Genomic DNA, 26276 nt, shown 5'->3' on the forward strand with positions numbered 1-26276 from the left:
CCTGGCTATGGCCTGCGTTGCGCGCGAATCCGCCTGAAGACCTCGTCGATGAACAACTGCGTCGCCGTATCGCGCGCCGGCTCGGCCCGGGCGAGGAGGAAGATGTCGTAGGACGGAGCAAGGTCCGCGTGGAGCAGCGGCCAGAGCACGCCCCTGTCCACTTCACTGCCGACGGATGAGATCGGCAGGAAACCGATGCCAACGCCGCTGACGATGAGGCGCCGAGCCTCGCCGACGTCCTCGGCCAGCCCGGTCTGCCTGGTGCCTAGCCCATACCGGCGGCGAAGGTTGGTCAGAACCTCGATCTCGTCCGCGCCGGTGAGCACGAAGCCCTCACTCTCGAGTTCCTTGAGCTGGCTGATGCGGTAGCCGAACAGGGGATGGCTGCGAGAGCAGTAGAGTTGCTGCCGCTCGACGAACAGCGGCTCGTAGACGAGGCCGCCGCGCACGCCGCTGTCATAGCCGATACCGACCTCGACTTCCCCGCGTTCGAGCGCATCGAGCACCTGGCGCCAGGGAGATACGCGTATTTCGATGTGGATGCCGGGATTGCGCCTGTGGAAGCTGGCGATCGCCTCGTCGAATTCGATGGAGACGATGCCGGATACAACCTGGATGCGAACGCGTCCCTCGACGCGCTTCGTTGCCTGGGCAATCTGGTGCGGCACCATCCTCGCCGATTCCAGCATGTCCTCGCACAGGGCCATCAAGGCCTTGCCGGCCGCCGTCATCTCGATTCCCGTCGCCGAACGGTGCAACAGGGTAGCGCCGACGTGCTCCTCCAGCCGCTTGAGCGCGGCGCTGATGCTCGGTTGCTGCTTGTTCAATTGCCGGGCGGCCGCCCCGATGCCCCCGGCCCGGACGATGTCGACGAACGTGCGCAACAGGTTCCAGTCTACACGTTTCGCGAACTTCTGGTCGGTCGGCTCCATTTGATCGCCCATGCTTCGTGCATCCGTCGAGGCGCGGCGGCCAGGGCGCAGGGCCCCGAGCCGTCGCCTCAGTTCTGCGGCTTGGCCTTCACTGCGGACTTGGGCCACCAGGTCAGGGTATGCTCGTCATGCGCGGAGGTCCACAGGCCCGAACGGGTATGACGCAACGCCCCGCTTCCGGCCGCCTTGCCCAGGCGCGCCTCGATCGCCAGTGTCCCGGCATCGATCACGACGAACACCTGGTCATCGGTGGTCCGCAGCCAGACTTTTCCGGCGCCGGTGTCGATATCGCCCCACTTGAGATTGTCGCCGACCTTGACCCGGCCCGTCAGCTCGCCGCTGAGGGGATCGATGCGGGCAACGGTGCCGTCGCCCTGCTCCTGGACCCAAACCGCACCTTCACCCGCGGCGAGGAACCCCGGCTCCTTGCCCAGCGGGATCTTGGCGGTCACCGCATTGGTCTTGGGGTCTATGCGCTGGAGCGATTGCTGCGGGGCGCTGACGGCCCAGAGCGCGCCGTGCCCGAAAGCCAGATACCAGGTGCCCGGATCGACCGGGATCGTGGCGCTGACCGTGTTGCTCACCGGATCAATGCGCGAGACCACGCCTTTGTTGTCGCTGGCGACCCAGATCGAGCCGTCACCCGCCACGACGTTGAGTTCGCCGGTAGAGGCGATACCGGTGGCGATGGTGGCGGTCAGCGTGGCGGTCTTCACGTCGATGCGCTTGACGGCGTGCTCGTCGCAGTCCGCGACCCACAACGAGCCGTGGGCGATCGCCATCGCGCCGCAGGGGTGGGCCATGGCGACTTGCGCGAGTTTACCCTTGCGCGACCATTGCTCCACCCGGCCCTTGTTGGTGGTCCACACGGTCTTGCCGTCCACCGCGAGGAAATCGGCGAAACCGGGGACCTGAATGACCTGCTCGCCGGGCGCATCGGCCTGCGCGGTCGATGCCAGCACACCGAAGGCGACACCTGTTGCCAAAGCCACCCATTCGAACTTGCGCATGTGTTCCCCCTAAGGTTGTGACGACGTATGATCGCTCTTTCGATGAAACATGGCGCTACCTTGCAAGGCGATCACGCTTGGCCAGGCGCAGCCGCCTCCTGTTACGTTACGCCCCGCGCGCCACGTAGGCGCGCCAGCCGCCGAGGTCGGTGATGTCCTCCGCCCCCGTCAGCGCGCGCGGTTCGGAAACGAAGCCCTTCACGCTCGAACCATCGGCCAAAGTCACGGTGCCGATCGCCAGCGGCGCTGGCACCTCCACCACGAAGCTGCCGAACTCGGCGACGCCCAGTTCATAGACTTCGACCTTGATCGGCGCGCCTTCTTCCGAATGGACCAGTGCAGGCTTGGGCGGCACGCTTTCCGCCATGGCGTAGAGGCGATAGTTGGGCGCAGTCTCGAAGGCGCCGAGGAACGTGGCATCGCGCGAGGTGAGCTGCCAGTGGAGCGGCATGTCCTTCAAATGAGCGCCGACGACGGCAAGTTTCACGGTCTGCATCTTTCCCTCCAGGTCGAGTGGCGGCGGCGACGGGAGATCCGCGACCGCGAGGTAGGTGTCCGCCGCGTCCAGCAAGGCGCGGTCGCTGTCGGCGGGGCCGATCAGGGTGATGCCGAAGCCCGTGGCGTTCGAGCGTATTCCGGCGGGTACGGCCAGTGCGGCCATGTCCAGCAGGTTCACGAAATTGGTGTAGAAGCCGAGCGCGCTGTTGAGCGGGACCGGCGCCGCCAGCATTTCCGCAACCCGGTAGGTCGCGCCGGTGGTCGGGAAAGCCAGCATGTCAATCGTGGTCCACAGTTCGTCGGCGTGGCGCTTGATCTCCGCGAGGCGGTAGATGCCGTTGAACAGCTCGACCGCGCTAACCTCGGCGCCCGGTTCGACGACGGTGCGAACGGTCGGGTCGACCGCCTCGGGATCGCTGGCAAGGATGCCCGCCATGGCCGCGGTTCGCTCGGCCACCCAGGGACCTCCGTAAAGGAGCTGCGCGGCTTCCTGCAGCGGCGCGTAGTCGATCTCGACGATCTCGCCCAGCGTCGCCAGCTTTTCCAGCGCGCGGTCGTAGAGGTATTCGGATTCGGCATCGCCGAACCAGTTGCGCTGGGCGCGGCGCGGAACGCCGATGCGCGCCTGCCCGAGCGGTCGGTCCGCCAGCGCCTTGGAGTAGGGATCGGCCGCATCGAACCCCGCGACTACCGCATCGACGAGGCGTGCATCGGTAGTGTCGTCGGTGAACACGGTGATGCAATCGATCGTGCGGCAGGCCGGGACGAGGCCCCGCGTGCTCCAGCGGCCCTTGGTCGGCTTGAACCCGATCAGGTGGTTGAAGGCTGCGGGCACGCGGCCCGAACCGGCAGTGTCGGTTCCCAGCGCGAAGGCGACCACCCCCGCCGCGACCGCGACCGAGGAACCCGAACTGGACCCCCCGCTGACGTAGGCGAGGTTGGAGGCATTGCGCGGGGCTCCGTAAGGGCTGCGCGTGCCATTGAGGCCGGTGGCGAACTGGTCGAGGTTGGTCTTGCCCAGGCACAGCGCCCCGGCGGCGGTCAGGCGTTCGATCACCCCGGCCGATGCTTCGGGGCGGTAGGCGAAGGCCGGGCAAGCCGCCGTCGTCTCGAAGCCGGCGACGTCGATGTTGTCCTTCACCGCGAAGGGAACGCCTGCCAACGGCAACGTCTCGCCGGCGGCGATGCGGGCGTCGATGGCGCGCGCGGCGGCCAGGAACTGCTCGGGCGTGGCCCGGCTGATCCAGATCTGCGGCTGGACCGCGTCGTAGGCGGCGGCGCGCGCCAGGGTCTCCACGGCCACGGCGACGGCGCTGGTCCGTCCGGCGTTGACGGCAGCGGCGATCCCGGCCGCGCTCTGGCGGTTCGGCGCGGTCATGCGCGCGGCCTCAGCGCCAGCATCGGCGCGCCGGGCTGCAACGACTGACCCTCCTGCATGTAGAGCGCCGCGACCGTGCCGCTGCCGGGACTTTCGACCGAACATTCCATTTTCATAGCCTCGATCACCGCTATCCTGTCGCCTGCCTCAATCGTGTCCCCGGCAGCCACGAGCAGTTTCGTGACGCTGCCGCCGTAGGGTGCCTCGACGAGGGCGGAGCCGTCGGGAAGGTCGATCGCCGCCGCGTCGGGGGCCTCGACTTCGCCGGCCTCGGCGACCTGGTCGAACTCGCCGCTGCGCTGCCATTCGGCGCGTTCCTCGTCGAAGGCGGCCTTTCGCCGTTCCTCGAACTGCGCGATCCCGGCCGCATTCTCGGCGAGGTAGGCGCGGTAGTCGGCCAGGCGGAACTCGGACGGTTCGATGCGGATCGAACGACGCCCGGCCGGGAACTCGCGGCGCCAGTCGGTCAGTTCCTCCGCGCTCACCGGATAGAAGCGGATCTGGTCGAAGAAACGCAGCAGCCACGGCTTGCCCTCGGTGAAGGCGTCGGTCTGGCGATAGGTGTTCCAGACCTGGATGGTGCGGCCGAACAACTGGTAGCCGCCCGGCCCTTCCATGCCGTAGATGCACATGTAGGCGCCGCCGATGCCCACCACGTTGGGCGGGGTCCATGTCCGCGCCGGATTGTACTTGGTGGTGACGAGCCGGTGCCGCGGATCGACCGGGGTGGCCACCGGCGCCCCCAGATAGACGTCGCCCAGTCCCATGACGAGGTAGTTCGCCTCGAAGATCAGGTTCTCGACGGCAGCGACATCGGGCAAGCCGTTGATGCGGCGAATGAACTCGATGTTGTCGGGGCACCACGGCGCATCTGCGCGGACGGTCGCCATGTACTTCTCGATCGTCTCGATCGTCGCGGGGTCGCGCCAACTGAGCGGCAGGTGGACGATGCGCGAGGGGATCGTGAAATCCTCGAGGTCGCCGAGCCGCTCCTCCGCCGCCACCAGCGCCGCCAGCGCCGAGCGCGGGTCCATGGCCTGACCGTCGAAATGGAGTTGGAGCGAGCGGATACCGGGCACGATGTCGACGACGCCGGGCAGCGCGAGCCGCTCCAGCTCCGTCATCAGCGCGTGGACGCGGATGCGCAGTTCGATGTCGAGCACGATGGGTCCGTATTCGACGAGGATGTTGCGGTCGCCCTGCTGGCGATAGACGGTGCGCGGGCGGCCGGGACCCTCGGCGATCTCCGCGAGGATGGGCGACAGCGTTTCGACGGCGCGCAGCGGAGACGCCGCGGGCACTGCCCCGCTGGCGACGAAGGCGCGCTGCGCGGCATCGGCCTCGGTCGCGTCGGTGCTGTCGACCGGCGCGAAGCGCAGGCGGTCGCCGGGCGCGAGCTGGCCGATCTTCCAGCGATCGGCGGCGATCACCACGAAGGGACACACGAAGCCGCCGAGCGAGGGGCCGTCGGGGCCGAGGATGATCGGCATGTCGCCGGTGAAGTCTACGGCGCCGATCGCGTAGGGATTGTCGTGGATGTTGGAAGGGTGCAACCCCGCCTCGCCGCCGTCGGTGCGGGCCCATCGCGGCTTGGGCCCGATCAGGCGTACGCCGGTGCGGTTGGAGTTGTAGTGAACCTTCCACTCGGCAGCGAGGAACGAGCGGACATCGTCATCGGTGAAGAAGTCGGGCGCCCCGTGGGGGCCGTAGAGGACGCGCAGGGTCCAGTCGGTCGAAATCTCCGGGAGGGCGACGTCTGAGAGGCCCGCGTCGGTTTCGGCATCACCCAGGTGCAGGGTATCGCCGGCAAGCAACCGGCGCGCGGCATGGCCGCCGAACTGGCCGAGTTCGAAAGTGGCGCGGCTTCCCAGGTACGGTGCGATGTCGAGGCCACCCGCGAACAGGATGTACCCGCGCAGGCCGCCCACCGAAGCACGGCCGAGCGCCAGCGTCTGGCCGGCGTTCACATCGGTCGGCACTCCGCGCGGCACGGCGACGCCATCGAGCGTGGCGCCGAAATCCGCGCCCATCAGGCAGATGCGCGCGGGCGACACGAAAGCCAGCGTCGGCCCGGTGACGGTCGCTTCGAGGCCCGCGGTGCCTTCGGGGTTGCCGAGCAGCCGGTTGCCGAGGCGGAACGACTGGTCGTCCATCGGCCCCGACGGCGGCACGCCCACGGCCCACAGCTTCTGGCGGCCGGGCCAGTCCTGCACGGTCGTTGCGGTGCCGCCGCTGACGACGCGGATCGAGCGGGGGTGATAGGCGATGGTGTCGAGCACGCGGGTCGAAACCTCGCCGCTGACGAAGGCGGGGGTTCGCACCACGTCGCGCAGCCAGCGCAAGTTCGTCTCGATGCCGTCCGCGCGGCTGGCGTCGAGCGCCCCCTGGGCGGCCTCGACCGCGTCGGCACGGGTCGGCGCATGGACGATCAGCTTGGCCAGCATCGGATCGTACCAGGCGCTGACCGTACTTCCCGAACTGCACCAGGTCTCGACGCGGATGTTGTTGGGGAACTGCACGCAGGTCAGCGAGCCGGACGTCGGGCGATAGTCGAGCGAAGGGTCCTCGGCGTAAAGCCGCATCTGGACCGAATGCCCCTGCGGGGTCGGTGCCTCGCGCTCGAGGAAGCTGAAATCGCCCGCCCCGCCGCGCACCATCCATTCGACGAGGTCGATGCCCATGACCGCCTCGGTGACGCCATGCTCGACCTGGAGGCGGGTGTTCATTTCGAGGAAGAAGAACTCCTCGCGCTCGGCGTCGTAGAGATATTCGACAGTGCCGGCCGAACGGTACTGCGCCGCTTCACCGAGGCGGACGGCCGAGGCGATCAGTTCTGTCCGGACATGTTCGGGCAGCAGTGGCGCCGGGGCTTCCTCGACGACCTTCTGGTTGCGGCGCTGGAGCGAGCAGTCGCGCTCGCCGAGCGGCATGACCCTGCCTTCGCCGTCGCCGAACAACTGCACCTCGATATGCCGGGCCCGGCGTACGTAGCGTTCGAGGAAGACACTGGCGTCGCCGAAATTGCTCAGCCCCTGGCGCGCCACGACTTCGAACGCCTCGCGCAAGCCCGCTTCGTCCTCGCACACCCGCATGCCGATGCCACCACCACCTGCGGTGGCCTTGAGGATTACCGGGTAACCGATCCGGGCCGCCTCGCTCACCGCCTCGTCCTCGTCGGTGAGCAGGCCCGTGCCGGGCGCGAGCGGGACGCTGTGGGCCTCTGCCAGCGCGCGGGCGCTGTGCTTGAGGCCGAACGTGCGGATGTTGTCGGTGGTCGGGCCGATGAAGACGATCCCCGCCGCCGCGCAGGCCTCGGCGAACTCGACGTTCTCGGCGAGGAACCCGTAACCCGGATGGATCGCGCCGGCGCCGGTCTTCTTCGCCGCATCCAGGATCGCCGGGATGTTGAGGTAGCTGTCGGACGCCCGCGCGGCGCCGATGCACACCGCCTCGTCGGCTTCGGACACATGGTTCGAGCCCTCGTCCGCCTCCGAATAGACGGCGACGGACTTGAGGCCCATGGTTCGCAAGGTGCGGATGATACGGGTGGCGATCGCGCCCCGGTTCGCGATCAGAACGGTGTCGAAGCTCATGCGGTGACGATCATGCGCACGGGCGTCGGATTGAAGCCATTGCAGGGGTTGTTGACCTGCGGGCAGTTGGAGACGACGACGACGACGTCCATATCCGCCCGCAGATCAACGGTCAGGCCCGGCGCGGATATTCCGTCGACGATGCCCAGCGACCCGTCGGGTTCGACAGGAACGTTCATGAAGAAATTGATGTTGGAGACGATGTCGCGCTTGCCCCGGCCTTGCGTGAGGTTGGCCTCGAGGAAGTTCTCGACGCACGCGTGCTCGGACTTGGTGTGGTGACCGTAGCGCAGCGTGTTGGACTCGCACGAGCAGGCGCCGCCGATGGTATCGTGGTACTCGACCGAGGTGGCGGCGATGGTCATCATCGGCCGGCCTTCGTTCGAAAGCAGTTTCGTGCCGGCGCGCAGGAACAGGTTGCCCTGCGCCGCGACGGTGTCCTGTGCACTGTAGCGCTCGGCATCGTCAGCCGCGCAATAGAGCAGGAAGTCGACGGCCTGGTTGCCTTCGAGGTCGACGATGCGAAGGGTCTGGCCGGCGGCGATGTGGTGCAGCCAGGGCGCGCGGGCCGGTACGACGACGTCGTGGATCACGGCGCCCGCGAGGTCGGACAGATGGGGATCGGCGGTCATTGGTGCCTGTCCTTGTTCAGCGACGGAAATAGTCTTCGACGTTCTGGAAGGCGCGCAGGCCCTCCGGCGTGGCGGTGCGGACGGGGTCGTCCTCACCCGTGACCGGGCCCCGCCAGGCGGTCGCGCGCAGCGGCGTCACCGTCCATTCGGCGCGGGGGTCGAGAACGTGTGGGCAATTGGCGATGACGACGATCACGTCCATTTCTGCGCGCAGCAGCACGCTGCGACCCGGCGCGAAGGGGCCGATCTGCGGCGTGATCGTACCATCCGCCTCGATGTGCGTGCCCTTGAACAGCGTCACGCACGGGTGCACGTCACGGCGCGCAAGTCCGTGCTTGGCGGTGCCCAGGAGGAAGCGATCGCGCCCGCTGGGATACGGTCCGCTGTTGCTGCCCTCGCCGTATCTGGCGGCATTGGTCGCGGCGCTGGACGTGCCGCAGAACGTGTCGTGGGTACCCGCATCGTCGTCCAGGATGCTGAGCAGCACCCGGCCCATGTCGGACAGCAGCAGCTTGCCGGCGCCGAGATAGGCGTTCCACTGGATCTTCACCGTATCCGCGACATTCAGCCGCTCGGCCGGCATTTCCGCGTTGAACACGAGCAACGAGGCGCAGGCATCGCCCCTGAGGTCGATCAGGCGCAGGCGGGCGCCTCGGGAAAGCCGCCGAGTGGCATAGCCTCCCGCCGCGATGGTCTCTTCCCACAGCAGGTCGTGCGCCGCCACGTCGGCCGGCAGGTCGTCCGCCACCGGGGGTAGCACGGGCATGCTCTCGGTCACGGTCCCTTCCATGGCGCGCGCGTGATCGCGGGCGGCGAGAGGGTTCGCCAGAGTGTCGGTCATCAGATGCCTCCGATCGGATTGGAGTGGCCGGATTCGGGCTCGTAGAGGGGCGGCAGCAGCGAGGTCGTCGTGACCAGTTCGAGTTGCTGCACCCCGCGGACCCGCCGAATGGCGTCGCACAGTTCCTTCAGCCTCACGGCGGGCCCCTGGACGAGCAGGACTTCGAGGGACTGGTCGTCCTCCAGCACGACATGCTGCGAGGAGATCACTTCCTTGAGGTAATGGGCCTGGGTCTGCGACAGCAGGTGGCGCACGCGGCCACGTTCGCTGCGGTAGACCAGGGTGATGGTGCCGGCGAGCATCTCGTCCGGGCGGGTCAGCGATTCATGCTCCGCCAGGGCATGACGGATCAGTTCGGCGATGAGCTGCGAGCGGGACGGCAGTCCGCGTTCGGCCACCATCGTGTCGAGCTGTCGGAAAAGGTCCGCCGGGAGGCTCATGCTGAGCCTGGCGAGGCTTGCGGATTCGGAGCTCATGGGAACCCTCTTTTCAATTATTACGCATCTCGTCAATGGTAATACTGTCGGAGATGCCGGGAACGGGTTCGACCCGGTCGCGAAGGGGCAGATCGTAGATCGCGGTGGCGCCGAAACGGTGCGGCGCGTGCGGATCGTGGCGGCGCTTGTCGAGCGCGAGTACGCGGGTTCCCAAAGTGAAGGCTTCCCGGATGTCGTGCGTCACCATGATGATCGTCAGCGCATAGTCGCGCCACAGGCTGCGGATGAGCGCGTGCATGTCGGCCCGGATGCCGGGATCGAGCGCGCCGAAAGGCTCGTCGAGCAGGAGGATGCGCGGGCGCTTCACCAGCGCCTGCGCGATCGCCAGTCGCTGCTGCATCCCGCCCGACATCTGCGCAGGGTAGAGGTGGAGACTGTCGCCCAGGCCCACCGCGGTCAGCATCGCCACCGCCTCCTCCTGCGCCGCACGGCGGGCGGCGCCAAACAGGCGGGCGGTGAGCGGCGCCTGTGCGCATTCCATGCCCAGGATCGTGTTGCGCAGCGCCGTGAGATGCGGGAACACCGAATAGCGCTGGAACACCACGCCCCGGTCGGGGCCGCATTCCGGCGTCAGCGGCGTGCCGTCGAGCAGGATGGTCCCGCGCGTCGGTGCCTCCTGACCCAGGATGAGGCGCAGGAAACTGCTCTTGCCAGCACCCGAAGGCCCGATGACCGAGACGAAGGACCGCGCTTCGATGTCGAGGTCGAGTTTCTCGATGACGATGCGGTCGCCATATTCGACCCAGACGTCACGAAGGCTGAGGATCGTGCTCAATGGCTCTCTCCATGTGCCCAAGGGAACAGCTTGCGGCTTAGGAAGGTCAGCGTCACGTCCATGACGATCGCCAGTATGGCGATCCACGCGACGTAAGGCAGGATCACGTCCATCGCGAGGTAGCGGCGGACGAGGAAGATGCGATATCCGAGACCGACGTCGGACGCGATCGCTTCGGCCGAGATCAGGAAGACCCAGGCAGGGCCCAGCGACAGGCGCATCGCGTGCAGGAGACGCGGCATGGCCTGGGGCAGCGCCACGCGGATCATCACTTGCCAGCTACTGGCGCCCAGCGTCTGCGCCTTGATGATCTGTTCGCGCGGCAAGGCGGCGACGTGCGCCACGATGTCGCGGATCATGACCGGTGCGATGCCCACCACGATCAGCGCGATCTTTGAGGTTTCGCCAAGGCCAAGGGCAATGAACAGGATAGGCAGCAGCGCGATCGGCGGGACGACGGCGATGCCCGTCACCAACGGCCCCAGCGTCGCTCGGACCGGCGGCAGCACGCCGAGTGCGAGACCCACCGCAAGCGCCATCAGCGTCGATATTCCGAGGCCGATCCCCAGGCGCTGGAGGCTTGCCAACGTATCCGCCCAGAAGACCAGTTGGCCGGTGAGCTGGTCCGGCTGGAACAGCAGCGCGGACATGCTCTGCGCCATGGCATCCGGGAGCGGCAGGATCTTGTCGAAGGGATTGGCCGCATGCCGGCTGGCGGCCATGACGAGATAGACCACGGCCAGCAGCACGAACGGCACCGAGCCGAGTAGCAGGCGGTCGCTTCGCCGGACTTGACGATTCACCCAACGCATGTCGTCATTTCACCTTGATGAAGCGGTATTGTTCGAAGCGATCAGAGCTTGCCGTCGGCCGCCATCTTCATGAAGCTATCGTCGAAGCGCAGCGTTACGTGGGCAGGATCGCCGAGCGTCTTGCCGCCCGGGAAGGACATGCCCACCGCGTCAGCGGACGAGGCGCCCTTGAACAGGCCCTTGGAGAAGCTGAAGTCGCGCACGCGCGTCATCGTCGTCACCAGCGCGGGGGCGGAGGTGGCTGCGACGGCCGCCTTGGGATCGGCATAGAGATAGGTGGTGGTGAGCTGACCGTCGAACGCCTCGGGCGTCGAACCCGCCAGCTTGGCCATAGCCGCGCGCGCCGCCTTGCCCTGGGCATCCTTGCGGATCATCAGCGCCGTCGTCTCGTACCAGATCCCCGCGAGCGCCTTGCCCAGGTTCGGGTTGGCCTTGAGCGTGGCGGTGTCGACCGCCAGCAGGTCGAGGATTTCCCCCGGAATGTCGGCGGAGCTGAACACTTCCTTGGCGCCCGGCTGCGCCTTCATGACCGAAAGCTGCGGGTTCCAGGCCACGGCGGCGGTGACGTCGGGGCTGGCGAAGGCGCCGACGATGTCGGCATCGGCGGTGTTCACGGTCCCGACGTCCTGCGGCGACAAGCCGACCGAACTGAGGCCGCGCGCCAGCAGGTAGTGGGAGACCGACAGCTCGACGAGGTTGACCTTCTTGCCCTTGATCGACCGCAAGTCGCCACCGCCCTTGAGCATGATGCCGTCGTTGCCGTTCGAATAATCGCCGACGATGATCGCGCTGGTGTCCTTGCCGCCGGCGGCGGGGATCGTCAGCGCGTCCATGTTGGCGACGGTCACGCCATCGAGTTTGCCGGCGGTGTACTGGTTCACCGATTCGACGTAGTCGTTGACCTGGACGATGTTGATCTTGAGGCCGTACTTGTCGGCCCACTTCTTCACGATGCCGGCCTGCTGCGCGTAAGGCCAGGGCATCCAGCCTGCGTAGATCGACCATCCGATATTAAATTCAGTGCGCTTGGGCGCCTCGCTCGGTGCCTGGGAGCAGGCGGCAGTGAGCAGCGCTCCGGCCAGCATTGCGGCGCCGGCTGCCTTACGGATGGATACGATCATGACTCGGTCCCCTTTCGCATTGCAGCATCGCCGCGTTTGCGAGGGTTGTCCATCGGAAAATATTACGAGAGATAGAATCTGTAATACTATTGATTTGCGAGACCTGTGCCCGTGGAGAGGCGATGCGCAAGTTTCGCCCCGCGAACCGGCAGACGCCCGATCCACCCCGTTCCCTCATCCCCCCAAGCGCGTTATCCTGACCCGTTTCAGGGGCCATCGGGCCGGCATGACAAGCGCCTGGGTCATCATCGGCGCCGTCGGATTGCTGCATCGGATCACCGGCTCGGGCCGAAATCGACCCTGGACCGAGTGCAGGGCGACGCATGGGGTGCAAGGCCCCCACACGACTCCCCGCCACCGTCAGGCGGCAACTTCGCTGCCCGCCTGGTGCTTGCGCGGACGCACGGCGTCGTGGCTTCCGACCCCGTCCTGTTCGTGGAGCGGCGGCAGCAGCGCGGTCGTGGTGACGAGCTGCAACTGGTGTACGCCTCGAATCCCGCGCAGGGCATCGCACAGTTCCTTCAGCCGCGCCGCCGGCCCCTGCACCAGCAGCACTTCGAGCGACTGGTCGTCCTCGAGGAAAACGTGCTGCGAGGAGATGACTTCCTTCAGATAGTCCGCCTGGCTCTGGGCGAGTTGCTGGCGCACCCGGCCCCGGTCGCCACGGTAGACGAGCGTGATCGTACCGGCGAGCATCTCTTCGGGACGCGTCAGGGCCTCGTGCTCCGCCAGCGCGTGGCGGATCAGTTCGGCGATGAGTTGCGAGCGGGACGGCAGGCCACGCTCCTCGACCATCATGTCCAGCTGGCGGAACAGGTCCGCGGGAAGGCTCATGCTGAGCCGGGCGAGACTGGCGGGATCGGTGCTCAAGCTGCGACTATCCTCAAGTGCAAGATATTAAGTGCTAAACATCTCTGTGGCCCCTGCAACGACGGGAAGCGAGCGCATCGCGGCAATGCCGGGTCGGGTTCGGTGTACGGGCGTTAAGATACCTCCCCTATAGCATGTGCGGCAATGATGACAGCCGGTGTTCGGCGCGGCTCCGCTTCGGCACCACTGCCCGTCCAGCGCCTTTCACTTATGTGCAAATATTAACATTGCAGCAATCCGTAATATCGATATCATCCCGGGACATCGACGCGGATTCTGCCGCTCGACGTTGATTTGGGGAATTCTGTGCCGCAGGGTTCGATCTACAATCCCGTATTGTCCGGCAATCCGCAATCTGCGACCGGACGCGCCTATCCCAACGGAAATCCCGAACTGGGCTACAATCCCCCGGGCGTTCGCAATACCGACAGTGCCGTGCCGCTGCATCGCAAGGGCCCGGTGGTCCACGACTATGCCTGCGACGGCCCGGCTCCAGGCAACCTCGGATTCCGCTGGACGTATGGCTCCAACGTGCCGGCCAAGAACCGCGATCCGCGGGTGCAGGTGGTGCAGTACAACGAGGACACGTTCGTCCTGCGCCAGAACGTGTGCGTGCACTGGGAAGCGCCGTTCACCTATCTCCTGTTCGGCAACAAGGGCGCCCTGCTGATCGACACCGGCGCGACCGCATCGGCGCAGCAATACCCCTTGCGCGAGACGGTCGACGCGATCGTCACCCGCTGGGCCCAGGCGCGAGGGCGCACGAAAGTGCCGCTGACCATCGCCCTCACTTCGGGCGAGGACGTCGCGCAGAACCAGGGCCTGGCGCAGTTCGCCGGGCGGGCGGACACCACCATCGTCCCCAAGCCGCTGGAAGTGATGAAGCGCTTCTACGGCCTGCAGGGCACCTGGCCCTCCGGCACCGGCAGGATCGACCTGGGCGACCGCGTGGTCGAGGTGATCCCGACGCCGGGCACCCACCGGGACGGCGTGAGCTTCTACGATCCTTACTGCGATTTCCTGTTCACCGGGGACCTCCTGTTCCCGGGCAAGATCAACATCAGCAACGACCGCGATTTCGTCGTCTCGCTGAAGCGGCTGAAGGGCTTCGCCGCCAGCCGCCCGGTGAAGTGGATTCTCGGCGGCCATGTCGAGATGATGTTCGTGCCGGGCAAGTACTATCCGCGCTTCGCCACGTACAAACCCTATGAGCGCGTTTTGGAGATGACTCCTGCCCTGATCGACGAGGCGATACAGTATGCCCGCGAAGTACAAGGCAAGGACATGATGCTCATTCGGCCCGACTTCGCACTGTTCAACGGGGTGAGTCCAGACCAGCGCACCCGAGTCTGGCCCGAAGGCGTGCCCAACATCGACCCACCCCGCCCGTTCTGACCCCGCGCTTCTGATGACCCCGCCCTTTCTCTGACGATGCCCTCCTGACGATAAGGAGATCCAAATTGGATCGTCGCGCCTTCCTGAGCTACAACGCCGCCGTGGCCGCCATCCCGCTGACCGGGGTCGCGCTTTCCAGCCTTTCCGAAGCGGCCTCCGCCGCTGTCCGCCCCGCTCCGATCGACTTCAAGGCCAACGTTCCCGCGGCGGGCACCTTCCCCAAGCGGTGGATCTGCGGTTCGCCTTCCTGCATGGACAACACCGATCCGCCGGTGCAGGTCCACTGGTACAATGCGCATACGGCGATCCTGCGCCAGAACAAGGCCTACAGCTACGAGGCGCCGTTCGCCCCCCTGTATTTCGGCAACGATCGTGTGTTGCTGCTGGACGAAGGCTTCGTGCAACTGCGCAACGACTGGGACCTGCGCGGCGTCGTGGACCAGTGCATCGAGGACTGGTGCAAGCGCAACGGCCGCGATCCCGCGAGCCTCGAACTGCTGGTCGCGTTCAGCCATCTCCATGCGGACCACTACGCGGCGACCAACCAGTTCGCCGATCGTCCCAACACCCGCTACATGGGCCTCACCCACGAGGAGATGGTCGGCTTCTGGGGCATGACCAACTTCCCGGAGGAACGGGTGACGCTCGACCTTGGCGGCCGCGACATCCTGATCTGGGGATCACCTGGCCACGTCGTCTCGGAATTCGCCTATTATGACAGCTACACCCAGATCCTCTATACCGGCGACATGTTCTACCGGGGCCGCTGCTACATCAGTTTCTGGCAACCCTGGTTCGACAGCATGAAGCGCCTGATCGCGTTCTGCGACACGCACCCGGTCTCGCATGTGATGGGCTGCCACGTGGAGATCAGCAAGGACGGCGAGGACTATGCCTATGGCATGACCTACCAGCCCGACGAGGCTCCCGTGGAGATGACCGTGCAGCAATTGCGCGAAGCCTTCGCCCACGCGCAGAAGATCACCGAGCCCGGCATCTATTTCACCGGCACCGTCTTCCTGTGCAACCAGACGCGAGGAACCACGACGATCGACAAGAACCCTTATCGCTACACCTGAAGCGCTGGTACGATTGCGACCGTCAACTCCGAATCGGCAGCGACGCAACCTCCATGATTGCGCAACGGAACACCCGTGCGGCGACATCGCCGGATGACGCGCGCGCCGCGATCGCATCGCGGGCATGCGAAATGGCGGTCTTCCGGCGTTCCACGGCTTTCCCGACCAAAATGGGTCGCTCGAAAATAATACTCTTGACGAGAAAGGTAATATCCATACCGTGTATGAAGTCGCCGGGCAGAGCGATGTAATCAGGGAAGAGGATCTGAAACATTGAGCCGGGTTTCCGGCTCAGGTGGGGGATTTTCTTATGGAACGACTGCCGGCTTCCAATGCGGTTCTCTCGAGCGATGAGCGATCGGTCGCCGCCGGCCCTGCCCAGGGTGCGGAAGGCCGAGGCAGCCTCACCTTGAAGGACAAGCTGTTCAACCTGCTGCCGCCGGCCTTCGTTGCCATCGTCTTCGTATTCTGGGCCTATGGCCCGCAGTCGTGGACCACCAGTTCATGGTCCATAATCGTGGCGTCCTCGCTTACCACCGGGATCGTGCTGGGGCTCGAGTTCGTTCACGAACGGCATTCCGGCTGGCGCATGAACTGGCGCGAATTTGCCACCGACCTGTTCTACGTGGTCCTCGGATCCACGGTGATTTCCTGGGTGTCGACCACGCTGGCGGAGGACCCGCTGGACGCTGTCAAGAAATCGCTCGGCATCACCACCGAATGGGCCATGCACCTGCCTTTCCTCGTCCAGGTCGCGCTGGCCATCTTCGTGATCGAGTTCGGCCAGTACTGGATGCATCGACTGATGCACAACTCGACCCCCTTCTGGCTGACCCACGCCCCGCATCACCACATCACCCAGTTGAATGCCGCGAAAGGCGCGGTGGGCAATCCGATCGAACTGTTCCTCATCAGCCTGAGCGTGCTGGCCCTGTTCGACCTGTCGCTGACCGCCAAGTTCTGTGCGTTCAACGTCCTGGGTGTGGTGTCCACGTTCGCGCATGCCAACGTGCGCTCCGACCCGCCCAGGTTCTATTCGTTCTTCTTCACCACGATCCGGAACCACAGCCTTCATCATTCGACCGACTACGAAGCCACGCGCTGCAACTACGGCAATTCGCTGATCCTCATCGATCGCATCTTCGGCACCTATCGCGAAGGCGAAGCCGCGCTCGTGGGACAGGACGACCGCAAGCGACTGTCGATCTGGGAGCAGTTCATATTCCCCTTCCAGCCCCTGATCGCCCAGGTCAGGGCGAAACGCAGCGAATCCGCTTCCACGGCCCACTGAGCTGAAACGGACAGCCCGAACCAGCTCCGAAGCGAAGACCTCGACGCATTTCTGAAAGCATCGAGACCAGCAAATGCGTCTGCAAACCATCCGTCAGCGATGGCCGGCGCGTCGATCAAGTCGCCAACAACACCGCCCATGGGATGCTGGCAGGAGCAGCCCAAGGCGCGGGAATATCAACAATAACGGGGAAGCTTATGTCATATCGAGGGAAACTGAAAACCGGGCTTCTGTCTGCCACCATGTTCACGAGCGCCGCATTTGCGATGCCGGCCATGGCACAGGAATCCGGCATCTCGGAAGAGGGCAACGCCATCATCGTGACCGGCACGCGCCGCACCACGACGATCATGGATGCACCGATCAACATCGCCGCGATCGGCGCCGAGGAACTGCAGCGCCAGCGGATCGACGACGTCCGCGACCTCGCCGACTTCACGCCCGGCATGACGATGTCGGACACGGGGCCCAGGTCCACCGGAACGATCGTCCTGCGCGGCCTCAACGCGTCCGACACGGCTACCGACGGTGCCAGCTATGACGACGCGCTGGGCGTCTATCTGGGCGAAGTCCCGCTCTATTACGACTTCAAGCTCCTGGACATCGGGCGCGTCGAAACGCTGCTCGGCCCACAAGGCACGCTCTATGGCCTCGGCACGCTGGCAGGCGCGATCCGCTACATTCCGAACCGCCCGACCACGGACGCCTGGGAAGGCGAGGCGCATGGCCGCCTCTATACCAAGAGCCACAGCGTCGATCTGGGCTATCAGGTCGACGGGATGATAAACGTTCCGATCGTGAAGGATCATATCGCCTTCCGCTCGGCCACCGGCTACTACTACGACCCAGGCTTCATCGACTATCCGCTGCTGATCCAGGAGCCGGGGGTGTCGCTCCCCCAGCCCGGCGGCACCGACGGCGTATCCGGGGCGGACTACAACGCCAACCTGAAGAAGCGCGAGGATCTCAACTTCGAGAAGACCTTTACGACGCGCAACCAGTTGCTGGTCCAGACCACCGAAGACCTCAAGGTGATCTTCACGTATGCGTTCCAGCGAACCAAGAGCGAAGGCGCCCAGTCCAACAGCGCCGGCGTGATGGGGACGGGCAAGTACGAGAACGCCAGCCGCTACACCGAGCCGATGAACCGCCGCGCCCATCTCGCCAGCGTGGAAATCAATGCCAACCTCGCGGACATCGCCGATCTCGTGTCGACGAGCGCCTACACCAACGTGCGGGCACGCTCGCGCAGCGACAATACCGACCTCCTGCTCGACCTCGACTACGACTACGAAGCGTTCCCGGCCTTCTCGAGCTGGAACGAGAGCGACAACCGCCGCAAGCAGTTCAACCAGGAAGTGCGACTGGTCTCGCGCCACGGCGGCCCGTTCAGCTGGGTCCTCGGCGGCTTCTACAACCAGCAGAAGTACCACAACGACTATGCCGAGCACACGCCTGGCCTGTCCGCCTTCTATGGCACTGACTGGTACGGCAATCCGCTGAACAACCCGGACGATCTCGAATACGTCAGCTACACCAAGTCCAAGATCACCGAGAAGGCGATCTTCGGCGAAGGCACGTTCCGCGTCACGCCGGAGTGGCAGGTCACCGCAGGCGCCCGCTACTTCAAGTACTCCTCCAGCATACAGGGCGCGCTGACGCTGCCACTGGGCGGCGACGATCCGGAAACCACGGACGTCATCGAGAATCCGCTGAGCCCCTATGACGTCGCGCCTGCGGGCGGCAAGGCGAAGAAGGACGGCTGGGTGTGGAAGTTCAACACCTCCTACAACTTCACGCCCGACCTCATGCTCTACGCCACCTACAGCAAGGGCTATCGCATCGGCGGCCCGAACCGCGTCGCCCCTTGCCCCGATCCGGTGCCGGCCGACCAGCAGAACGCCTGCGCCTTGCCGAACGAGATACAGTACGGACCGGATACCACGAAGAATGCCGAGATCGGCGTGCGCGCGCAGTTGTTCGACCGCAAGCTGACGTTCAACTTCGATGTCTTCCACGTCAAATGGCAGGGCATCCAGGTCGATTCCGCGACGTTCTACGGCGTGACCGGAATTACCGTCAACGGCGGCGCGGCCAAGTCGCAGGGCTTCGAAACCTCGTTCCAGCTCAAGCCGATCCCCGAACTGTCGATCCAGGGGACGTATTCCTACACAGATGCCAAGCTGACCGAAGATGTCGCGGGCATCATCACCGTCCGCACGAGACTTAACGATTACGACGTGCGACCCAAGTTCACGCAACTCGACGCGCTTGACGGCGATCGACTGCCGGGCTCGGCCAAGAATTCGGGCAGCCTGGGCGCGACCTACACGATGCCGGTGATGGACGGCACCTTCATCGCCAACTGGACCGCCACCTATCGCGGGAGCATCGTCTCGCGGCTCGGCTGGGATCGCGGCTACGGCGACAAGATCCCGGGCTACGTGCTGCACCGGGCCACGCTGGCCTACGAGACCGACAAATACACCATCAGTCTTTTCGCGAACAACATCTTCGACAAGTATGCCGTCGTCTCGGTCGGCCAGGATCGCTCGCGCATCGGCGTCAACGACGGCGTCGCCGTGCGGTACTACCGGCAGAGCGTCCTGACCCCGCGCACCGTCGGCGTCGAGGGACGCGTGAAATTCTGATCCGTCCCTGAAAGGATCGAGGCGCTTTCCGGTAAACGCAAAGCGCCTCGATGCCCTTTTACGGCCGCGAAGGACCACGATTGCGTTTGATGGACACTCTCTTGGTCATTCCCGCGAAGACATAAAAACGGTAGGGCGCTGTCGTCGGCTGGTCGCCTCCCTCGAGGGACAGACAGGCACCTGCCCCCTTATTCGACCGCCACCCCCTGCCCTTGCAACCATGCGCGCACGGGCTCCAAAGCGACTTCATGCGACCGCCATTTCCCGATGCCATCGGCATTGATCGGCCGGCGCACTTGCGCCGCGCTGGGCGTCGCCACGGCCGCGCGGTTCTCGTGGAACGACAGGCAGGCCTCGTCCCAGGCAAGACCACAGTGTGCGAGCAGTCGTCGCGTCTGCGCTTCCTGGTCGGCGACCAGCGCTTCATAGGACACTTGCAGCACTCGGCCCGGCCACCGGCTTTCCCAAAGCGCCATCAGCCGATCGAAGCGCGCATAGTAGCGGGCCGTGTCCATCAGGTCGTAGGAATAGGCATAGTAGGCGGACTGGCTGGCGAAGAGGTTCTTGTAGTTGCTCCAGACCGTATCCATCGGATTGCGGCGCAGGCAGACGATACGGGCATCTGGCAAGGCGCGCGCGATATGGCCGATATACAGGAAGTTGGCGGGCAGCTTGTCGGTGAAGCGCGTCTTGCCGCTTCGCCGGTGATGGCCCGCGCGCGCCAGATAGGCCTCGCCGATGGCGGCAGGCTCGATCCCGGCGCTGGCCGCGATCGTCGCCGGATCGATGACCGTGCGCGATGGCGTGCCCGAGAGCTGCTTGACGGCCAGCGGCATGGCCTGAAGCTCTCCCGCCGCCTCGACATCGCGGTGCGAGGACAGGATACGATCGACCAGGGTGGTGCCCGTGCGCGGCATGCCGACCACGAAAATGGGTGCCTCGGCGGTGAGCCCCGCCGCCGCCTCGCCCTCATCCGCCGCGAAGAGCGTTTCGATCGCGTCGAATATCGCGGCATCCTGCGCGAAATCGTAGCGGATCGCGCGCTTGTGCGCATCGTTGGCGACGGAAAGGTGGTGGAAGGCGTCGTCCGCGCTGCCGATGTCCTCCAGTTCCTTTGCCAGGGCGTAGCGGATGCGCAGCGCTTCCTCCGGCTTCCCCGCGTTCGCGAGCGCCGCTTGCAGTCGTGGAACATGGTTCGACTGCGCGGTTTGCCGGGACAGGATGGCAAGCGCGTAATGCACCCGAGCATTGCCGGGATCGCGCGCCAGGATCGCCTCGTAATGCGCGCGCGCTTCGTCCACCCGTCCGGTAAAACCGCTGGCCGCAGCCAGATTGTAGCGAAAGTCCGGATTGCCGGGCTCGATCGCCACCGCCGCCGCGAACGGCACCACCGACGCCTCGTGGTCGCCGAGCCGGGCCAGCACGCAACCGATGGTGTCGAGCGTCAGTGCGTCGGTGGGCGAAAGCGCCAGGGCCTCGCGCGCGGCCTCGGCGGCTTCGCCATCGCGGCGCAGGAGGATCAGCAACCGGGCGAGCTGGGCCAGATGCTCCGCCTGCGGCCCCCGCTCCACCGCCGCTTCTATCAGCGGGACCGCCTTGGCTACCTGCCCCGCCTCGGCCGCCGCCATGCCGAGCAGGAAAAAGCCCGCCGATCGTTCCGGACTGTCTAGGGCGAGCGTCCGGGCGGCGGCAGCGGCGGCCGACAGGTCCCCCCGTTTGAGCGCGGCCCTAGCCTGCGCCTCCAGCGTCACGCCGCACCTTCGCTGGCGATGCACTTCGCCGCGCTCAGCATTTCATGTCCAATGGCCATCGATCCCAGGAGCCTGCCCGCGTGCAGCAAGCCCAGCCTAACTGCCCCTGGCGTTCCTGACAATCGCCGCCCTGTCACGCACCCATGGTCGCGACGCCGCCCGCCGAGGCCGCGTCACCTCTGCGGGCGGCAGGGTTTGCCTTCGTATTGGTGCCGGTTCAGCGTATATTCGCGGCCGTTCCAACGTTCGATGGGAAAGCAGAAGCCGGGGCCCCCTACCTCGATGTCCATCCAGCCGCCGACACCCCTGGTCGCCAGGAAGCTGGCGATCCCTGCGTTCTGTGTCACCAGCTTCCAGGTGCCGTCCGCCTGCTTGGTGACGATCTTGTAACCGGTGCCGGTATTGCCGAAGCAATAGACGCTGCCTTCGGTGAGGACAGCCTCGGGCCGGCCGTCGCCGTTGATGTCCTTCACCGTCTCGACCGCGCCGGGCGTGTAGCTTGCGGTCCCCGGATCGCCGCAGGCCTGCCATTGCCCACGCTGTAGCTTGAACCCGGCCGCGCGAAAGGCGGCCGCCTTGTCCGCGGGCGAGAGTCCGGCCGGGGTACGGCCCGCCTGGGCCAGGACCGGCGCGGCCAGCAGGGCGAGGCCGGTCGCGATTGCAAGGTGTGTGCGCATGGCAGGTGGCATACACCAAGCCCCCGCCCGGAGCATCGCCACAATACCCCAAGGTAATTATCGGGACGGGCCCGACTTCCCTGCCGCCCTTCCCGCATCAACGCTTGGCGAAGACCGCTCCGGGCACCATCCCCTGGGCGCGATCGAGCATCATCAGCCCTGCCTCCCGGCTGCTGATCGCCCGGGAATAGAAAAAGCCCTGCCCGAGGCAGCATCCCAGTGACGTCAACTGCCCGATCTGGCTGGCCGTCTCGATCCCCTCTGCCACGACCTTGATGCCCAGTTCGTCCGCGATCCTGACGATGCCTCCGACGATGGCGGAACTTGCTCCCGAGGACACGATGCCGTCGACGAAGGACTTGTCGATCTTGATAATGTCCACCGGGACCGTGAGCAGATGGGTGAGCGAGGCATAGCCGGTGCCGAAATCGTCGAGCGCGATCTTGAGGCCGTCCGCGCGCATCGCCGCCATCGCCTTGCGAACCACGCCGGCGTCGTCGTCCATGTAGACCGATTCGGTGACCTCGAGGATGACGTGCTTCAGCGCCACGCCCTGCTCGTGGAACTTCTCGGTCAGCAAGGCGTAGATCGTGCCCTTGTGGAAATCGGCCGAGGAGACGTTGATACCGACGTGCTGGAACGGAATGCCCATGTCCAGCCAGCCGCGGACGTCCGCGGCCACTTGGGTAACGATCCGCTCGGTGATGGCGCTGGCGACACCGGCATCGGTGGTCGCCTCGTGAAACGAGGCGGCAGAGACGAAATTATCGCCAAGGCGCATCCGGCACAGGGCCTCCAGCCCCACTACCTCGCCCGTGTCGAGCTTCATGATGGGCTGGTAGTGGGCTTCTATGCGCCCGTCCCGCAAGGCCGCATCCACTTCCCGGATGGCGGTCAACCGGCGCGTCATGCGCGTGCCGATGCCTGGCCAGTAGCGGACGGAGCCGCCCCTGCCCGTCTCCTTCGCATGATAGAGAGCGAAGTCGGCATTCTGGCGCACCCGCTCCGCGGTGCGGTCTCCATGCGACAGCACGGCAAAGCCGATGGTCGCGCGTGGGCCGATGATGCTGCCTTCGCAATCCACCGTCGGCACCAGCGCTTCGAGATAGCCTGCCACGGTCCGATCGAGATCCGCAAGTGCAGCGGGAGCCGTGACGATCGCGGCGAATTCGTCGCCACCGATGCGAAACACCCGGTCGGGCTCGGCGGCGTGGGTCAGGCGGGTACCGACCTGCTTGAGCAGGAGGTCGCCGGCGCGATGCCCGAACGTATCGTTCACCACCTTGAGATTGTCGAGATCGACGACGCACAGGGCCCAGGTCCCGGGCAACGTGCAGTCCAGCTTCGCCAGGGCCTCGTCGAAGGCGGCACGGTTCGGCAGCGAGGTCAGGGCATCCGTGCTGGCGCGGCGCTCATGTTCGAGCACCCGGCGATGGCGATCCAATGCGATCGCGCACAAGTGCACCGATTGTTGCACGATCCCGCGCTCGATCGCGGACGGCCCCCGTTTCTTGCGGAAATAGAACGCGAAAGTCGCGATCGGACGATCGTGATCGCCGAAGATCGGACTGGACCAGCAAGCCCTCAACCCAAGCGGCAGCGCCAGGTCCCTGAATTCCCGCCACCGCGGATCGGTCTCCACGTCACGCGAGACCACTTCGCACCCCAGGAATGCCGCCGTTCCGCAGGCACCGACATCCGGCCCGATCGCCACGCCGTTCAGCGCCGCGGAGTAGGCTGCCGGCAAGCTCGGCGCCGCGAGCGGCCGCAGGCACCCTTTCTGGTCTATCGTCAGGACCGAGCAGATCGCCTCCGGTACGATCCGCTCGACTTCACGGCAAAGTCGCGTGACCGTGTCGGAGAGCGATTCCCCTTTCGCAATCATCTCCAGGATTGTGTTCTGCAGTTCGGTCACAAGTCATCCCGTAGGCGGAGGACGCAGCTTCCGTCACCCGCACCTAAGAAAGTCATAATCCGCCGGCACGGCCCCCCGGGAAATAGATCCGAAGCGGCTGTAAGAACACGATCCTATACCCGATGCAGCCGCGATGCACCTGCACATCGGGCAAGTATGCGGTCGATCAGCATGGGGCAGCGTGCGTGGTTCCGTGGGATCAACTGACCGGCCAAACGAAACCATCGGATTTCCGTTGCTCGAACCATGCAAAGGAACGCCCCCGGAAAAGAGCCTCGGCTCCTTCCCGGGGGCGCTGCCCGCCGCGCAATCGGTGGGGGGTGTAGTAACGCGGCGGATCAGGTCGGAAGGCTTACTGGTCGTCGCTGCCGCCGCTGACGCCCAGGTTTACCGAGCCGCTGGCGCCGCTCTTCGAGGCGGAGCCGCTGCCCGAACCCGTGGCGGTGGCGCTATGCTTGCCGCCCTTCGCCGTCGCCGCACCGTTGCCCGAACCGCTGGCCGAGGTATCCGAAGCGCTGCCGGCGGCGTCATGCACCTTGCTGCCGACACCCTGCACCTTTTCCGTCGCGGCCGAGCGGACGGCGCTGGCAGTGCCGGTCGCCGTGCCGGCGACTTGCGATGCCGTGCCCGCCGCATCTACCGGAAGCCCCGAACCGCCGGTGAGGCTGCCCGAGCCGGAGCCCGAGGCCGAACCGCTGGCGCCCGAACCGGTGAGCGAACCCGTCGCCGAGCCGGTGCCGCTGCCGCTCGCCGAACCCAGCGAACCGGGGGCGTTGCCAGCGGCCGAGCGGGCCGAGCCGACGAGATTGCCGGCCTGCGAGCGGGCGCCCTCGACAACGCCGTTCGCCGCCGACGTGTCTGGTGCGGAAACGGCCGGGGTCTTCACCGACTTGCTGGCCTTGCCGCTGCCACTGGCCCGCGAAGAGACGCTGCGGCCAGTGCGCGAAGCGCCGATGTCGCCGGCACCGCTGGCGGTGCCTTCGATCGAACTGCCGACGCCGCCGAGAGTGCCGCCCAGCGAACCGCCAAGGCTGCCACCGAGGCCACCACCCAGACCGCCGCCGCCGCCGCCGAGCAACTGGGCATTGGCCGCGCCGGGCATGGCGAAGAGGGCGAGCGTGGCGCCGAACGTGGTGAGGGCGGTGCCGAGAGTGAGCTTGTTCATGGGTATGCTCCTTCGTTTGTGATCCAGGCCCGGGGTCCGTGTGGCTCCCTCGGGGATGTCTGAAGGAGGAACGGGTGGCCTCTCGATTTTCATCCGTGGGCGGGCGAGATTTTTTCGTTTTTTATTTTACAGCCCCGATCGGCAGATGTTGCAGAGCACCCCGCGCCCGGTGTGGCGCGACCCCGCGATCGCCTCGGCATCGGCCGCGGCAAGCGCCTTTGCAGGATTTGCCGACGCGGCCAGCCTTGCGGCGATGCGCGAGGCGGCGAGCGGCGCGGCATAGGACGTGCCACGCAAAGCCACCCGGCCTCGCCCCGGCACCAGCGCGGACAAGTCGGCACCCGGCGCGGCGTAGTCGACATGGGTGGCGCGGCCCGCCTCGATGAGCACGCGGCCGGCGCCGTCGATGCCCGTCACCGCGACGACGCCGGGATAGGAGGCAGGATAGGCCGGCGGCGCGGCGGCACCGTCGTTGCCGACCGCCGCGACGATCACCATGCCCCGCCCCCGCGCCGCCGCGACCGCGCGCGAGAGCAGCGGGTTGGACGGACCGACGAGGCTGATCGAGACCACCGGCACGCCCTGGCCCTGCATCCAGCCGAGTGCTTTGGCGATGGCCAGCGCGTTGCCGCCGGCCGGATCAGTGCCGTAGACGTCGGCGCCGTAGATTTTCGCCGTCCCGGCACCCGCCAGCAGCGAGGCGATGGCGCTGGCATGATCGCTGGCCTTGGCTCCACTCGCGAAGTTGCGCTGAGCAACGAGGCGCGACGATCCGGCGATGGCGCCGTCGATCACCCCCACGGTGCCGCCGCGCGGGAGCGCCGACGTTGAAGACGCGGTGCTCCCTGCCTTCGCCCCCGCCTTGCCGGACGGGAAATGGAGCTGGTCCGCGGTGATTTCGCGCCCCGGCAGGGCCTTGCGCAAGGCCTCGACCGCCTTGGCGAGCGGCAGTCCCGCAGGCACTCCCAGCCGCGCATAGGCCACGTCCAGCCCTTCGAGCGTGCCTTGCTCGATCACCGCGTAACCCTGGCGGCGCGCCACTTCCAGTGCGGCGGGGTCGGGGTCGAGCAGCAGCGCCTCGCCGCGCACGGCGGGCTGGCGGCGCTCGTCCCATTCCACGCGGTCGCGATGGTCGGAGACGAAACGGCCAAGCCGCTGCACCCGCTCCTGCGCCAGCGCGCGCACGTCTCGCAAGCCATCGCGCAGCGGTTCGAGCGCGGGCGCGGCGATGTCCCGCACCGCCTCCCCCACCCGGCCCACCGCGCCCATGGGGTCGATCGGCAGGCCGGCGCCGAGCTGCGCACCGGCGGGCGTAGCCAGTAGCGCGGCGGTCAGGGCCAGGCAGGTCAGCATGCGTCGGTTCATCGGTTTGGTCCGTCGTCGAAAAAATCAG

Annotated in this window: 21 protein-coding genes; 4 read left to right on the top strand and 17 right to left on the bottom strand. The window is 66.3% G+C overall.

From position 1 onward, the window contains the following. Nucleotides 1-5: 5 nt before the first annotated feature. The 11 genes from ACFFDA_RS17780 to ACFFDA_RS17830 form a co-directional block, all read right to left on the bottom strand. Complete coding sequence (locus ACFFDA_RS17780) at nucleotides 6-944, bottom strand: LysR family transcriptional regulator (RefSeq protein ID WP_404482119.1); 939 nt, start codon at nucleotides 942-944, stop codon at nucleotides 6-8. A 56-nt stretch (nucleotides 945-1000) separates the two neighbouring features. After that, nucleotides 1001-1942 (bottom strand): YncE family protein, encoded by a 942-nt coding sequence (locus tag ACFFDA_RS17785; RefSeq protein WP_404482120.1) that lies wholly within the window; start codon nucleotides 1940-1942, stop codon nucleotides 1001-1003. 106 nt (nucleotides 1943-2048) lie between these two features. Further along, on the bottom strand, nucleotides 2049-3818 hold the full coding sequence (gene atzF / locus ACFFDA_RS17790; RefSeq protein ID WP_404482121.1) for an allophanate hydrolase: 1770 nt from the start codon (nucleotides 3816-3818) through the stop codon (nucleotides 2049-2051). Next, the gene (gene uca / locus ACFFDA_RS17795) at nucleotides 3815-7411 is read right to left on the bottom strand and encodes an urea carboxylase (protein WP_404482122.1); all 3597 of its coding nucleotides are present in this window, start codon (nucleotides 7409-7411) and stop codon (nucleotides 3815-3817) included. The genes atzF and uca overlap by 4 nt, the downstream gene beginning before the upstream one ends. Then, nucleotides 7408-8043, bottom strand: coding sequence for an urea amidolyase associated protein UAAP2 (locus ACFFDA_RS17800; RefSeq protein WP_404482123.1), 636 nt, complete (start codon nucleotides 8041-8043; stop codon nucleotides 7408-7410). Before ACFFDA_RS17800 ends, uca begins: the two co-directional genes overlap by 4 nt. Nucleotides 8044-8059: 16 nt before the next feature. Continuing rightward, entirely contained in the window at nucleotides 8060-8884 is an 825-nt protein-coding gene (locus tag ACFFDA_RS17805; RefSeq protein ID WP_404482124.1) for an urea amidolyase associated protein UAAP1, read from the bottom strand. Beyond that, nucleotides 8884-9360 carry a CopG family ribbon-helix-helix protein gene (locus ACFFDA_RS17810; RefSeq protein WP_404482125.1) on the bottom strand — a complete coding sequence of 159 codons (477 nt, stop codon included), beginning with the start codon at nucleotides 9358-9360 and terminating at the stop codon, nucleotides 8884-8886. Before ACFFDA_RS17810 ends, ACFFDA_RS17805 begins: the two co-directional genes overlap by 1 nt. A 13-nt stretch (nucleotides 9361-9373) precedes the next feature. After that, nucleotides 9374-10156, bottom strand: a complete 783-nt coding sequence (locus ACFFDA_RS17815) for an ATP-binding cassette domain-containing protein (protein ID WP_404482126.1) — start codon at nucleotides 10154-10156, stop codon at nucleotides 9374-9376. Beyond that, on the bottom strand, nucleotides 10153-10968 hold the full coding sequence (locus ACFFDA_RS17820; protein WP_404482127.1) for an ABC transporter permease: 816 nt from the start codon (nucleotides 10966-10968) through the stop codon (nucleotides 10153-10155). The genes ACFFDA_RS17815 and ACFFDA_RS17820 overlap by 4 nt, the downstream gene beginning before the upstream one ends. A 41-nt stretch (nucleotides 10969-11009) precedes the next feature. Then, nucleotides 11010-12089, bottom strand: coding sequence for a putative urea ABC transporter substrate-binding protein (locus ACFFDA_RS17825; protein WP_404482128.1), 1080 nt, complete (start codon nucleotides 12087-12089; stop codon nucleotides 11010-11012). Between the two features lie 360 nt (nucleotides 12090-12449). After that, entirely contained in the window at nucleotides 12450-12923 is a 474-nt protein-coding gene (locus ACFFDA_RS17830; RefSeq protein WP_404482780.1) for a CopG family ribbon-helix-helix protein, read from the bottom strand. A gap of 342 nt (nucleotides 12924-13265) precedes the next feature. Here ACFFDA_RS17830 and ACFFDA_RS17835 point away from each other — a divergent pair, with 342 nt between their 5' ends. Together ACFFDA_RS17835 and ACFFDA_RS17840 are read left to right on the top strand one after the other, a co-directional pair. Further along, nucleotides 13266-14354, top strand: coding sequence for an MBL fold metallo-hydrolase (locus tag ACFFDA_RS17835; protein ID WP_404482129.1), 1089 nt, complete (start codon nucleotides 13266-13268; stop codon nucleotides 14352-14354). A 65-nt stretch (nucleotides 14355-14419) separates the two neighbouring features. Further along, complete coding sequence (locus ACFFDA_RS17840; RefSeq protein ID WP_404482130.1) at nucleotides 14420-15433, top strand: MBL fold metallo-hydrolase; 1014 nt, start codon at nucleotides 14420-14422, stop codon at nucleotides 15431-15433. 22 nt (nucleotides 15434-15455) lie between these two features. On the opposite strand, the gene ACFFDA_RS17845 is transcribed toward ACFFDA_RS17840, so the two are convergent. Then, complete coding sequence (locus tag ACFFDA_RS17845; protein WP_404482131.1) at nucleotides 15456-15707, bottom strand: hypothetical protein; 252 nt, start codon at nucleotides 15705-15707, stop codon at nucleotides 15456-15458. Between the two features lie 36 nt (nucleotides 15708-15743). On the opposite strand from ACFFDA_RS17845, the gene ACFFDA_RS17850 reads away from it, so the two are divergent. Further along, nucleotides 15744-16724: a sterol desaturase family protein gene (locus ACFFDA_RS17850; RefSeq protein WP_404482132.1), complete on the top strand. Its 981-nt coding sequence runs from the start codon at nucleotides 15744-15746 to the stop codon at nucleotides 16722-16724. Nucleotides 16725-16921: 197 nt separating this feature from the next. Next, complete coding sequence (locus ACFFDA_RS17855; RefSeq protein ID WP_404482133.1) at nucleotides 16922-19375, top strand: TonB-dependent receptor; 2454 nt, start codon at nucleotides 16922-16924, stop codon at nucleotides 19373-19375. A gap of 188 nt (nucleotides 19376-19563) precedes the next feature. Here ACFFDA_RS17855 and ACFFDA_RS17860 read toward each other — a convergent pair whose 3' ends face one another. The 5 genes from ACFFDA_RS17860 to ACFFDA_RS17880 all read right to left on the bottom strand — a co-directional run bounded on the left by ACFFDA_RS17860 (nucleotide 19564) and on the right by ACFFDA_RS17880 (nucleotide 26248). Further along, complete coding sequence (locus ACFFDA_RS17860; protein WP_404482134.1) at nucleotides 19564-21126, bottom strand: sulfotransferase; 1563 nt, start codon at nucleotides 21124-21126, stop codon at nucleotides 19564-19566. Between the two features lie 173 nt (nucleotides 21127-21299). Further along, a complete protein-coding gene (locus tag ACFFDA_RS17865; RefSeq protein ID WP_404482135.1) occupies nucleotides 21300-21803 on the bottom strand; it encodes a hypothetical protein in 504 nt (167 codons plus the stop codon). 97 nt (nucleotides 21804-21900) lie between these two features. Beyond that, a complete protein-coding gene (locus ACFFDA_RS17870; protein WP_404482136.1) occupies nucleotides 21901-23718 on the bottom strand; it encodes a putative bifunctional diguanylate cyclase/phosphodiesterase in 1818 nt (605 codons plus the stop codon). A gap of 352 nt (nucleotides 23719-24070) precedes the next feature. Further along, nucleotides 24071-24883, bottom strand: a complete 813-nt coding sequence (locus ACFFDA_RS17875; protein WP_404482137.1) for a hypothetical protein — start codon at nucleotides 24881-24883, stop codon at nucleotides 24071-24073. A 126-nt stretch (nucleotides 24884-25009) separates the two neighbouring features. Beyond that, entirely contained in the window at nucleotides 25010-26248 is a 1239-nt protein-coding gene (locus tag ACFFDA_RS17880) for a S8 family serine peptidase (protein WP_404482138.1), read from the bottom strand. Nucleotides 26249-26276 lie beyond the last annotated feature (28 nt).

The organism is Novosphingobium sp. BL-52-GroH, assembly GCF_044813085.1.
GTDB lineage: Bacteria > Pseudomonadota > Alphaproteobacteria > Sphingomonadales > Sphingomonadaceae > Novosphingobium.

Coding starts and splice junctions, on each gene's coding strand:
- ACFFDA_RS17780 (WP_404482119.1), bottom strand. CDS start 944: ATGGGCGATCAAATGGAGCCGACCGACCAGAAGTTCGCGAAACGTGTA.
- ACFFDA_RS17785 (WP_404482120.1), bottom strand. CDS start 1,942: ATGCGCAAGTTCGAATGGGTGGCTTTGGCAACAGGTGTCGCCTTCGGT.
- atzF (WP_404482121.1), bottom strand. CDS start 3,818: ATGACCGCGCCGAACCGCCAGAGCGCGGCCGGGATCGCCGCTGCCGTC.
- uca (WP_404482122.1), bottom strand. CDS start 7,411: ATGAGCTTCGACACCGTTCTGATCGCGAACCGGGGCGCGATCGCCACC.
- ACFFDA_RS17800 (WP_404482123.1), bottom strand. CDS start 8,043: ATGACCGCCGATCCCCATCTGTCCGACCTCGCGGGCGCCGTGATCCAC.
- ACFFDA_RS17805 (WP_404482124.1), bottom strand. CDS start 8,884: ATGACCGACACTCTGGCGAACCCTCTCGCCGCCCGCGATCACGCGCGC.
- ACFFDA_RS17810 (WP_404482125.1), bottom strand. CDS start 9,360: ATGAGCTCCGAATCCGCAAGCCTCGCCAGGCTCAGCATGAGCCTCCCG.
- ACFFDA_RS17820 (WP_404482127.1), bottom strand. CDS start 10,968: ATGCGTTGGGTGAATCGTCAAGTCCGGCGAAGCGACCGCCTGCTACTC.
- ACFFDA_RS17825 (WP_404482128.1), bottom strand. CDS start 12,089: ATGATCGTATCCATCCGTAAGGCAGCCGGCGCCGCAATGCTGGCCGGA.
- ACFFDA_RS17830 (WP_404482780.1), bottom strand. CDS start 12,923: ATGAGCCTTCCCGCGGACCTGTTCCGCCAGCTGGACATGATGGTCGAG.
- ACFFDA_RS17845 (WP_404482131.1), bottom strand. CDS start 15,707: ATGTTTCAGATCCTCTTCCCTGATTACATCGCTCTGCCCGGCGACTTC.
- ACFFDA_RS17850 (WP_404482132.1), top strand. CDS start 15,744: ATGGAACGACTGCCGGCTTCCAATGCGGTTCTCTCGAGCGATGAGCGA.
- ACFFDA_RS17855 (WP_404482133.1), top strand. CDS start 16,922: ATGTCATATCGAGGGAAACTGAAAACCGGGCTTCTGTCTGCCACCATG.
- ACFFDA_RS17865 (WP_404482135.1), bottom strand. CDS start 21,803: ATGCGCACACACCTTGCAATCGCGACCGGCCTCGCCCTGCTGGCCGCG.
- ACFFDA_RS17875 (WP_404482137.1), bottom strand. CDS start 24,883: ATGAACAAGCTCACTCTCGGCACCGCCCTCACCACGTTCGGCGCCACG.
- ACFFDA_RS17880 (WP_404482138.1), bottom strand. CDS start 26,248: ATGAACCGACGCATGCTGACCTGCCTGGCCCTGACCGCCGCGCTACTG.